The sequence below is a fragment of the Actinomadura geliboluensis genome (assembly GCF_005889745.1).
GTDB classification, from domain to species: Bacteria; Actinomycetota; Actinomycetes; order Streptosporangiales; family Streptosporangiaceae; genus Spirillospora; species Spirillospora geliboluensis.
The window spans coordinates 1-11,313 of record NZ_VCKZ01000297.1; the positions used below are offsets into that span (position 1 = coordinate 1).

8 protein-coding genes and 1 pseudogene are annotated in these 11,313 nt (G+C 73.0%); 3 read left to right on the plus strand and 6 right to left on the minus strand.

All coding sequences use genetic code 11. The features are described from left to right. The coding region (locus ETD96_RS31455) for a zinc metalloprotease (RefSeq protein ID WP_138640120.1) at positions 1-810 on the plus strand (810 nt) is incomplete at its 5' end. A 67-nt stretch (positions 811-877) separates the two neighbouring features. Here the strand turns inward: ETD96_RS31455 and ETD96_RS31460 are convergent. Next, positions 878-2,629, minus strand: a complete 1,752-nt coding sequence (locus ETD96_RS31460; RefSeq protein WP_138640121.1) for a GMC oxidoreductase — start codon at positions 2,627-2,629, stop codon at positions 878-880. 10 nt (positions 2,630-2,639) lie between these two features. Further along, a complete protein-coding gene (locus ETD96_RS31465) occupies positions 2,640-4,220 on the minus strand; it encodes a succinic semialdehyde dehydrogenase (RefSeq protein ID WP_138640122.1) in 1,581 nt (526 codons plus the stop codon). Positions 4,221-4,494: 274 nt separating this feature from the next. Here ETD96_RS31465 and ETD96_RS31470 point away from each other — a divergent pair, with 274 nt between their 5' ends. Then, the gene (locus tag ETD96_RS31470) at positions 4,495-5,217 is read left to right on the plus strand and encodes a TetR/AcrR family transcriptional regulator (RefSeq protein WP_138640123.1); all 723 of its coding nucleotides are present in this window, start codon (positions 4,495-4,497) and stop codon (positions 5,215-5,217) included. A 28-nt stretch (positions 5,218-5,245) separates the two neighbouring features. On the opposite strand, the gene glpD is transcribed toward ETD96_RS31470, so the two are convergent. The 3 genes from glpD to guaB all read right to left on the minus strand — a co-directional run bounded on the left by glpD (position 5,246) and on the right by guaB (position 9,901). After that, positions 5,246-6,985 carry a glycerol-3-phosphate dehydrogenase gene (glpD, locus tag ETD96_RS31475; RefSeq protein WP_138640124.1) on the minus strand — a complete coding sequence of 580 codons (1,740 nt, stop codon included), beginning with the start codon at positions 6,983-6,985 and terminating at the stop codon, positions 5,246-5,248. 98 nt (positions 6,986-7,083) lie between these two features. Beyond that, the gene (locus tag ETD96_RS31480) at positions 7,084-8,199 is read right to left on the minus strand and encodes a GuaB3 family IMP dehydrogenase-related protein (protein ID WP_138640126.1); all 1,116 of its coding nucleotides are present in this window, start codon (positions 8,197-8,199) and stop codon (positions 7,084-7,086) included. A 205-nt stretch (positions 8,200-8,404) separates the two neighbouring features. Next, a complete protein-coding gene (gene guaB, locus ETD96_RS31485) occupies positions 8,405-9,901 on the minus strand; it encodes an IMP dehydrogenase (protein ID WP_138640125.1) in 1,497 nt (498 codons plus the stop codon). Between the two features lie 244 nt (positions 9,902-10,145). On the opposite strand from guaB, the gene ETD96_RS31490 reads away from it, so the two are divergent. Continuing rightward, entirely contained in the window at positions 10,146-10,535 is a 390-nt protein-coding gene (locus ETD96_RS31490) for a DUF5319 domain-containing protein (RefSeq protein ID WP_089324405.1), read from the plus strand. Between the two features lie 30 nt (positions 10,536-10,565). On the opposite strand, the pseudogene ETD96_RS45175 reads toward ETD96_RS31490, so the two are convergent. Continuing rightward, a pseudogene (locus ETD96_RS45175) lies at positions 10,566-11,313 on the minus strand (hypothetical protein); the annotation flags it as partial.

Below are 11,313 nucleotides of genomic sequence, written 5' to 3' on the forward strand. Positions count from 1 at the left end.
GCCCCGTCCACCACGTCCAACGCCTGCGTCGAACAGCCCGCGCAGGCCCGCGTCCGCGCCGGGGCCCACGCCACCGAACGGAACCAGCCGAGCGCGGCCAAGGTCGCCGCGATGGAGAAGGACTTCCAGAACCGCGTCGGCAAGCTCAAGAAGGCGCACACGGCCGCGGCCATCACGGTCAGGGTGCACTTCCAGGTCGTCTACGGCAGCGCGGGCAACGTCTCGGACACGGTCCTGGGCCGGCAGCTCGACGTCCTCAACAACGCCTATTCGGGCAGCGGCGTCACGTTCACGCTGGCGGAGATCAGGCGCACGAACAACGCGGCCTGGTTCTCCAACCCGGAGGGCTACGAGAGCCAGATGAAGAACGCCCTGCACACGGGCAACGCGCAGGACCTCAACGTCTACACCGCCGACCTCGGCTCCAGCCTCCTCGGCTGGGCGACGTTCCCGAGCAGCTACCGCTCCCAGCCGTCGATGGACGGCGTCGTCATCCACTACCAGAGCCTGCCGGGCGGTTCCCTGGGCAACTACAACGAGGGCGACACCGCCACCCACGAGGTGGGCCACTGGATGGGGCTCTACCACACGTTCCAGGGCGGATGCGGCGGCCAGGGAGACCGCGTCTCCGACACCCCAGCCGAGCAGAGCCCCGCCTCAGGCTGCCCGACCGGGCGCGACACCTGCTCGTCCCCGGGCGCAGACCCGATCCACAACTTCATGGACTACAGCTACGACTCGTGCATGTACGAGTTCACGCCGGGCCAGAACGCGCGCATGCAGTCCCAGTGGGCCGCCTACCGCGCCTGACCTGAACACCCCTGCGAGCCCACCGCGAGCACTGCTCGCGGTGGGCTCTCACCCTCTGGTGAAGGGATCAGGTGATGTCGACGATGGGCAGCTTCAAGGCCGCCGGAGCCGTGGCCGGGACGGCCGGGTTCTTCGGCAGGACGGGCCCTATGCGGCGGTAAGCCTCACCCAGGGCTGGGCGCGGGTCGTCCTCGGCCCGGTTAGGCCAGAACGACATCGCGCGCTCGGCCTGGGCCGTGATGGTCAGCGACGGGTTCACGCCCAGGTTGGCCGAGACGGCGGACCCATCCACGATGTGCAGGCCGGGGTGCCCGTAGACGCGGTGGTAGGCGTCGATGACGCCGGAGTCGGCGGAGTCGCCGATGGGGCAGCCGCCGAGGAAGTGCGCGGTCATCGGGACGTCGAACAGGTCGCCCCACGTGCCGCCCGCGATGCCGCCGATCTCCTCGGCGATCAGCCGCGTCGCCTCGTGGCCCTCCGGGATCCACGTCGGGTTCGGCTCGCCGTGCCCGGCGGACGCGCGGACGTCCCAGCCGAACGGCCCCTTCTTCGGGCGCAGCGTGATCGAGTTGTCGCGGGTCTGCATGACCAGCGCGATCACCGTCCGCTCCGACCAGTGCCGCACGTCGAACAGCTGGATCAGGTCGCGGGGGCGGCGCACCACCTCGCGGGCGAACTTCCGCAGCCGGGGCGTGTGCCGCTCGCCCGGCCGGTCCCCGTCGACGAGGAGGGTCTGCAGCCCGGCGAGCAGGTTGGAGCCCCGCCCGTACCGGACGGGCTCGACGTGCGTGTCCGGGGCCGGGTGGAACGACGACGTGATCGCGACGCCCTCGGAGAAGTCGGGCCCCGGCTTCCCGTTGCCGCGCCCGCCGCCGAGGATCGCCTCGGAGTTCGTGCGGGTCAGGGCGCCGAGCCGGTCCGACAGGCGCGGCAGCGCGCCGGTCGCCTTGAGCTTGTGCAGCAGCTTCTGCGTCCCGTAGGTGCCGGCGGCGAACACGACCTGCCCGGTCGTGAACGTCTTGCGGTCGCGGCCGAACGAGCCGGTCCGCACGATCGCGACCTCGTACCCCCCGCCGGGCAGCGGCCGGACGGACGTGACGCGGCTCAGCGGCATCACCCGCGCACCGGCCTTCTCCGCCAGGTAGAGGTAGTTCTCCGTGAGCATGTTCTTCGCGCCGTGGCGGCAGCCGACCATGCACTCGCCGCACTCCAGGCAGCCGCGGCGGCGCGGGCCCGCCCCGCCGAAGTACGGGTCGGCGCTCTCGATCCCGGCGCCGCGCCCGAAGTAGACGCCGACCGGGGTCTTGACGAACGTGTCGCCCTTGCCCATCCGGTCGGCGACCCGCTTCATGACCTTGTCGGCCTCGGTCGTCGTGGGGTTCTGGACGACGCCCAGCATGCGCTTGGCCTGCTCGTAGTAGGGCGCCAGCTCGTCCTGCCAGTCGGTGATGTGCGCCCACTGCCGGTCCTTGAAGAACGGCTCCGGCGGGACGTACAGCGTGTTGGCGTAGTTCAGCGACCCGCCGCCCACGCCCGCGCCCGCGAGCACCATCACGCGGCTCGACTTCGCGCCCCGGATGAGGTGCATCCGCTGCATGCCGGTGAGGCCGAGCGCCGGCGCCCACAGGTAGCGGGCGATCCGCCAGTTGGTCTTGGGCAGCTGCGGGTACCGGGACCCGGGTGCGCCGGCCGGGTTCGTGTCGAAGCGGCGCCCCGCCTCGATCACGCCGACCTTGTACCCCTTCTCGGTCAGCCGCAGCGCGGCGACGCTGCCGCCGAACCCCGACCCGACCACCAGCACGTCGAAGTCATGCTTCACGGGCGCTTCCCTACTTGATCCGCAGCTTCTTCATGAGCCTGATGCCGTTCGCCATGTAGTCGGCGAACGTGTCGTAGCCGATGCCGGCGGGCGGTTCGAGGTCCATGAGGTGCTGGCTCGCGACGGTCTGCACCTCGGTGAACTTCAGCAGGCCCTCGGCCCCGTGGCGGCGTCCGACGCCCGACTGCTTCATCCCACCCATCGGCGAGTCGTAGGAGGCGTACGCGGCGCCGTAGCCGTCGTTGATGTTGACCGTCCCCGCCTGGATGCGGGCGGCCAGCCGGCGGGCCCGCGCCGGGGACTTCGTCCACACCGACGCGTTCAGCCCGTAGTCGGTGTCGTTGGCGCGGGCGACGACCTCGTCCTCGTCCCGGTACTTGTAGACGGCGACGACGGGCCCGAACGTCTCGTTCGCGCACAGGTCCATGTCGCCGCTGACGTCCGCGAGGACGGTCGGCTCGTAGAACAGCGGGCCGACGTCGGGCCGCGCCTTGCCGCCGGCGAGGACGGTGGCGCCCTCCTCGACGGCCTGGTCGACGTGCCGGGTCACCGCGTCCAGCTGGCGCCGGTGGGTCAGCGAGCCCATCTCGGCCTCGAAGTCGAGGCCGGTGCCGAGCTTCATGCCCTTGACCAGCTCGACGAACCGGGGCACGAACCGGTCGTAGACGTCCTCGTGGACGTACATCCGCTCGATCGAGATGCACAGCTGCCCGGCGTTGGTGAAGCAGGCGCGGACGGCGCCGCGCGCGGCCCGCTCCACGTCGGCGTCCGCCATGACGATCATCGGGTTCTTGCCGCCGAGCTCCAGCGAGTAGCCGATCAGCCGGGGCGCGACCTTGGCCGCGATCGCCTTGCCGCCGCGCGTCGAGCCGGTGAAGGAGACGTAGTCGGCCTCCTCCAGCAGCGGGTCGCCGATCTCCGCGGGGTCGCCGACGACGATCTGCCAGAGGTCGCGGGGCAGCCCGAGCGAGACCAGCAGGTCCAGCACCCACAGGCTGGACAGGCAGGTCTGGGTGTCCGGCTTGTGGATCACCGCGTTGCCCGCCATCAGCGCGGGCGCGATGTCGCTGGCGCCCAGCGCGAAGGGGTAGTTCCAGGGGGCGATCAGCGCCACGACGCCCTTCGGGTGCCGCAGCTCCCGCACCCGCGTCAGCCCCGGCATCATGCCCTGCCGGCGCTTCGGCTTCAGCAGCCCCGGGGCCCGCCGGGCGTAGTACAGCGAGCACAGCGCCACGTCGAGGAACTCCTCCAGCGCGTGGCGGCGCGCCTTGCCCGTCTCCAGCTGGATGACGTCGAGGATCTCCGCGCGCCGGGCGACCAGCGCGTCCGCCAGCCGCAGGAACGGCTTGACCCGCTCGCCGGCCGGCAGCGCCGCCCAGGCCCGCTGCGCCTCCCGGGCGCGCGCGTAGGCCTTGCGGACGTCGTCGGCACCGGAGATCGGGACGGTCGCGAGGGGCTCACCGGTGAACGGACTGGGGATCGTCGCGGTCTCGGAGCCGTCCGAGGCGACATGGGAGGCCAGCCGGTCGATCAGGGTCTGGGGGAGCGTGTGCTCTGCCGCGCCTTTGGCAGGGACCGTCGGGGATGCCATGCAGGCAGCGTATGACCACCCGCCCATTTTGGCTACCCGCAAGTAACGCGCTACTTGGAGTGATATGCCCCACCTGATCGCGTTACGTCCGTCCCCACCTGACAAGCCGCGCCGAACGGAGCGTTCCAACCGCCCGGACTTGCGCAACCGGGAGACTGACCATGCTCCGCCGGTGTATCCCCGAAGGAGAGAATCTCGGGCGCGCGTACCGCGGACGGAGGGACGGACCGCGCGCCCCGGGGCGCGCGGGTCTCGACACGGAGGGGAACAGCGAATGACGGACGCCCACGGCGACCAGCGGCCAGCGGCGGGGGCGACCGGCCGGCCGCCGTCCGGCGGCCGGCCGCGCCCGCGCCGCGACCGGCGCGAGCAGACCCGCACCGCCCTGCTGGCCGCCGCCGAGCGGCTCTGGGCCGAGCGCGGCATCCACGGCGCCTCGCTGGACGACATCGCGGCGGCCGCGGGCCTCACCAAGGGCGCCGTCTACTCCAACTTCGCGGGCAAGACCGACCTGCTGCTGGCCCTGATGGAGCGTTTCACCAGCGACCGCACCGGCCCGGAGGTCTGCGACGAGCTCCGCGCCGCCGAGCGGGACGCCGCCCGCGACGCCGCCCGGGAGGCCGCCGTCACCGGCCGCCCGCCCCGCCGCGGCACCGCCGACGACCGCCCCCGCCGCCTCGCGCTGCTGCTCGTCGAGTTCTGGCTCTACGGCATGCGCGACTACGCCGCCGGCTGGCGCATCGCCGACTGGTACGCCGAGCGCCGCGACCGGCTCGCCCGCGAACTCGAACCCGCCGACGGCGGCGCCCCCGGGGAGGGCACCGCCGGAGAGGGCGGTGCCGACCGCATCGGCGCCGCCGACCGCGCCGCCCTCACCATGGCCCTCGACTTCGGGCTGGCCTTCCAGCACCTGCTGGACCCGGCCCGCGTCCCCGCCGACCTCTACGCCACCGGCAAGACCCTGGTGCAGGCGCCCCGCCCCGACCGGCCCGCCTGAGCGCGGCGCCGGCCGGCGGCGAGCGCGATCACGGAGTCGCTATCGGCACGATGTCCGGGGCGCCGCGCCGGTGCGCGTCCGCCTCCTGGTCGCCCTCCTGCGTCTGGGAGGCGCGCTCGGCCTCCACCCGCTTGCGGTAGTACTCGATCTCCCGGTCGCGCTGCTTCTTGGACCAGCCGAGCACCGGGGCCAGCAGGTCGGCGGCCTCCTGGGCGACGCCGACGCCCCGGTCCCACGTCTCGATCGAGATGCGGGTGCGGCGGGCGAGGACGTCGTTGAGGTGCCGGGCCCCCTCATGGGTGGCGGCGTAGACGACCTCGGCGCGCAGGTAGTCGTCGGCGCCGGTGAGCGGCTTGGCCAGGTCCGGCTTGTCGGAGATCAGGCCGAGCAGGTCGTCCAGCAGGGTGCCGTAGCGGCGCAGGAGGTGCTCGATGCGCGCGACGTGCAGGCCCGAACGGGACGCCAGCCGGTGGCGCGCGTTCCACATGGCCTGGAACCCGTCGCCGCCGACGAGCGGGATGCGGTCCGTGCAGGACTCGGCGACCTTGCCGTCCAGGCCGTGGGCGACGGCGTCTATGGCGTCCTTGGCCATCACCCGGTACGTGGTGTACTTGCCGCCCGCCACGAGGACGAGGCCGGGCACCGGGTGCGCGACCACATGCTCGCGCGACAGCTTCGACGTCTCCTCGGTCTCCCCCGTGAGGAGGGGGCGCAGGCCCGCGTAGACGCCCTCCACGTCGTCGTGCGTGAGCGGCGTGGACAGCACCGAGTTGACGTGGTCGAGGACGTAGTCGATGTCGGCCTTGGACGCGGCCGGGTGCGCGCGGTCGAGGTCCCACGCGGTGTCGGTCGTGCCGATGATCCAGTGCCGGCCCCACGGGATCACGAACAGCACGGACTTCTCCGTGCGCAGGATGATGCCCGTCGAGGAGTGGATGCGGTCCTTCGGGACGACCAGGTGGATGCCCTTGGACGCCTTCACGTGGATCTGGCCGCGACCGCCGACGAGCTCCTGGATGTCGTCCGTCCAGACGCCGGTGGCGTTCACGACCTGCTTCGCGCGGACCTCGCTGGTCGTGTTGCCCTCCAGGTCGCGGATCCGCAGGCCGGTGACGCGCTCGCCCTCCCGCAGGAAGCCGAGGCACTGGGTGCGGGACGCGATCTGGGCGCCGTACTGCGCGGCCGTCCGCAGCGCCGTCATCACGAAGCGCGCGTCGTCGACCTGCGCGTCCCAGTACTGGATCGCGCCGGTGAACGAGTCCTTGCGCAGGGACGGCGCCAGCCGCAGCGCCCCGCGCCGGGTCAGGTGCCGGTGGTGCGGGACGCCGCGCGTGCTGCCCATCTGGAACGCGAGCGCGTCGTACAGGGCCACGCCCGCGCCGAGGTACGCCCGCTCCCACACGCGGTGCGTCGTCGGCAGCAGGAACGGGACGGGCTTCACCAGGTGCGGCGCGATCTGCTGCAGCAGCAGGCTGCGCTCGGTCAGCGCCTCGCGGACGAGGTCGAAGTTGTACTGCTCCAGGTAGCGCAGGCCCCCGTGGATCAGCTTCGAGGAGCGCGACGAGGTGCCGGACGCGAAGTCGCGCGCCTCGACCACCGCGACCGACAGGCCGCGGGTCGCCGCGTCGAGCGCCGCGCCCGCACCGACGATCCCGCCGCCCACGACGACCACATCGAACTCCTCGCGGGCCATCCGATCGAGCGCCGCGGCCCGTTCGGCCGGGCCCAGCCGGGAGCTTCCGAGGCCCGTCACCGGTGATGCCGTCATCGCTTATCCCCCCACAGCGTTCGGTTTCCGAGCAGTACCTACCCAAGAGTAAGGATGGGCCCACCCCGGAAATTTCCGCACGAGGCGTGGGTTCGCTCTCAGTCGGTGGACCGGCGGGGAGCCACCACGACCTGTACCCGCTGGAACTCCTTCAACTCCGTGTAACCGGAGGTCGCCATCGCGCGGCGCAGCGCCCCGATGAGGTTCATCGAGCCGTCCGCGACATGGGACGGGCCGTGCAGGATCTGCTCCATCGTCCCGATCGTCCCGAGGTCGAGGCGGGTGCCGCGCGGGACGTCGCCGTGGTGCGCCTCGCTGCCCCAGTGGTAGCCGCGGCCCGGGGCCTCGGTGGAGCGGGCGAACGGGGAGCCGACCATCACCGCGTCGGAGCCGCAGGCGAACGCCTTGGCGATGTCGCCGCTGTTGACCATGCCGCCGTCGGCGATGACGTGCACGTACCGGCCGCCGGACTCGTCCATGTAGTCGCGGCGGGCGGCGGCCACGTCCGCGACCGCGGTCGCCATCGGGACGGCGACGCCGAGGACGGTCCGCGTGGTGTGCCCGGAGCCGCCGCCGAACCCGACGAGCACCCCCGCCGCGCCGGTCCGCATCAGGTGCAGCGCGGCCGTGTAGGTGGAGCAGCCGCCGACGATCACCGGGACGTCGAGGTCGTAGATGAACTGCTTGAGGTTCAGCGGCTCGGCGCGGCCGGACACGTGCTCGGCGGACACCGTCGTGCCGCGGATCACGAACAGGTCGACGCCCGCGTCGATCACGGCCTTGTGGAACTGGGCGGTGCGCTGCGGGGACAGCCGCGCCGCGACGGTGACGCCCGCCTCCCGGACCTCCTCGATCCGGCGGCCGATCAGCTCCTCCTTGATCGGCTCGGTGTAGATCTCCTGGAGCCGCTGGGTGGCGCGGACGTCGTCCAGCGAGGCGATCTCGGCGAGCAGCGGCTCGGGGTTGTCGTACCGCGTCCACAGCCCTTCGAGGTCGAGCACGGCGAGGCCGCCGAGCCGGCCGACGGCGATCGCGGTGGCCGGGCTGACGACGCTGTCCATCGGCGCGACGACCAGCGGCATCTCGAACCGGTAGGCGTCGATCTGCCAGGCGACGCTGACCTCCTCGGGGTCGCGCGTCCGGCGGGACGGCACGATGCCGATGTCGTCGAAGGCGTACGCCCGGCGGCCGCTCTTGCCCCGGCCGATCTCCACCTCAGCAGCCACTCTGTTCCTTTCATCGCCCTCGGCGTCAGATGCCGGAGCACCTTCCCTCGGCGGGCGATGCGGCGATCGCTGCATCGCTCCGACTCGCCCAGGGGGCTCGCTGCGCGATCAGGTTCTCGCAAGCTCGAACCCGGCTTCGCACGCGATCGCGACGTTTCGGTTGTTGCAGGTTGGGGTTCCTACCCTGGGGATTCTATCGGCCTTGGTAATTCGGGGCCTCGACGGTCATCTGGATGTCGTGGGGGTGGCTCTCCCGCAGCCCGGCGGCGCTGATCCGCATCAGCTGGCCGCGTTCCTGCAGCTCGGGGATCGTCCGGGTGCCCGCGTACCACATGGACTGGTGCAGGCCGCCGACGAGCTGGTGCGCGACGTTGGCGAGCGGGCCGCGGTAGGGCACCTGGCCCTCGACGCCCTCGGGGATCAGCTTCTCCTCGGCGCTGACGTCGGCCTGGGCGTAGCGGTCCTTGGAGTAGGACGCGCCGCGCTCGCGGTTGCGCATCGCGCCGAGCGACCCCATCCCGCGGTAGGACTTGTACTGCTTGCCGTGCACGAAGATCAGCTCGCCCGGGGACTCCTCGACCCCGGCGAGCAGGCTGCCGAGCATCACGGTGTCGGCGCCCGCGACCAGCGCCTTCGCGATGTCGCCGGAGTACTGCAGGCCGCCGTCCCCGATCACCGGGACGCCGGCCGGCCGCGCCGCGCGGGCCGCCCCGGAGATCGCGGTGATCTGCGGCACGCCGACGCCGGCGACGATGCGGGTGGTGCAGATCGAGCCGGGCCCGACCCCGACCTTGATCGCGTCGGCGCCCGCGTCCACCAGGACCTGCGCGCCGGCCTCGGTCGCGACGTTGCCGCCGACGACCTGCACCCCCGAGTTGCCCTTGATCGAGGCGATCGTGTCGGCGACGCCCTTGGAATGGCCGTGCGCGGTGTCGACGATGATGACGTCGGTGCCCGCCTCGATGAGCGCCTTCGCGCGGCGGATCGCGTCCTCGCCGACGCCCACGGCGGCGGCGACGAGCAGCCGGCCGTCGCCGTCCTTGGTGGCGTCCGGGTACTGCTCGCTCTTGGTGAAGTCCTTGGTGGTGATGAGGCCCTTGAGCCGGCCGTCGGCGTCCACCAGCGGGAGCTTCTCGACCTTGTTGCCCGCCAGCAGCCGGAACGCCTCGTCCCGCGCCACCCCGACCGGCGCCGTCACCAGCGGCATCGGGGTCATCACCTCGCGGACCGGCCGGGACAGGTCCGACTCGAAGCGCATGTCGCGGTTGGTCACGATGCCGACCAGCACGCCGCGCACGTCGGTCACCGGCACGCCGGAGATCCGGTAGCGGGCGCACAGCTCCTCGACGTCGGCGAGCGTCGCGTCCGGCAGGCAGGTGACCGGGTTGGTGATCATCCCGGACTCGGACCGCTTGACCCGGTCGGCCTCCTCGGCCTGGTCCTCGATCGACATGTTGCGGTGCAGCACGCCGATGCCGCCCTGCCGGGCCATGGCGATCGCCGTCCGCGCCTCGGTCACCGTGTCCATCGCCGCCGAGACGAGCGGGATCCGCAGCGAGATCTCGCGGGTCAGCCTGGTCGTGGTGTCGGCCTCGCCGGGCTGGAGGTCGGAATAGCCCGGGAGCAGGAGCACATCGTCGAAGGTCAGGCCCTGCGGAAGGAACTTGTCGGGCTCGGCGGCGGGGTTCATGACAACCTTCCCGTATCGGTTGCGGCATCGGGCCAGGTCACAAGGACCCTGTCCCCATGGTAGGGCGTCCGCCCGCACCGGCGCGGGCTCTTGCACGCTGCGGCCGCGTGGCCTTGATGACATCAGGAAACACGCCGGACGCCCCTGAGCATTCCCCCGCCCGGCGGACACTCCGCGTAATTGTTCGCGCACAGAGGAGACCGGGGGGTGCACCTTTCGGGGGCTCCGGCAGTAGCGTGGGAGTGTGCACGACGACGCACCGCTCGACCCGTTCGCCGGAGACCCGGAGGATCCGGCGGCGGCGCTCGGCGACCCCGGCGACGAGGCCGCTCCGCTCAGCGTGACGGAGCGGGAGGACGTGCTGGCCGACCTCGCCGACCTGGAGGTCTTCCGTGCACTGCTGGAGCCGCTCGGCGTGCGCGGCCTCACCGTCGACTGCGGCGACTGCGGCAAGCTCCACTACATCGACTGGGAACTGCTGCACGGCAACCTGCGGCACCTGCTGGACGCCGGGCTCCCCCGCGTCCACGAGCCCGCCCTGTCCCCCGATCCCGTCGACTACGTCAGCTGGGAGTACGCCCGCGGCTACGTCGACGGCGTGATCGACAGCGAAGAGGGCCGCGACGAGAACTAGCGCCCGCCGGGGCCCGGCCGCCGGCGGGGATCAGTCGTCCCAGCGCGGTGCCCGGTAGCGGTCGGTGCGGCGCTCCGCCTCCCGCCGCAGCGCGGCCAGGTCGTCCAGATCGAGGACGGGGTCGTCGCCGGGCGCGGCCTCCGGGCGGTCGGACGGGGCCGCGCGCGTGATCCTGACCGGGCCCTCCGGGCGGCGCTCGCGGTGCCGCCGGGGCGGGAAGAGGTCGTCCAGGCGGCGCTTGAGGCGCGTGATGTCCTCGCGCTCCCCGCCGCGGGACGGCCTGCCCGTCCTCGTCGGTTCCGGCACGGGCGCCGGCGCGGCGGACGGCTCCTGCGGGCGGGCGCGGGTCGCGGCGTCGGCGTCGGCCGCGGCGGGCATGGCGGCCGGGGCGGCGTGCTCGGACGCTCGCGGCGCCGGCGCGGCGCCCGTGGAGCGGTCGGCGCCGCCGCCCGCCGCCGCGACGCCGGTACTGGCGAGGACGGCGCCCGCCACGCCGAGCGCGACGATCGTGCGGGACCCGCGGCGGCGCGGGCCGGGCCCGGACGGCGCGGGCGGCGCCGGCGGGGCGGGGTCGGCGGTCTGCTCGTCCACGTCGATGATCAGCGCGTGCAGCAGCCGCACCGCCGGGTCGGGGTCGTCGCCGGCGCACGCGGGCGGCGCCGGGTGCGGGGCGGCGGCGGTCACGGGCGGGCGCCGCGCCGCCAGCGATTCGATGAGGGCGTCGGTGCGGCGGACGGCCGCCAGGTCCGCGGCCGGCGGACCGGCCGGGGCGCGGGCG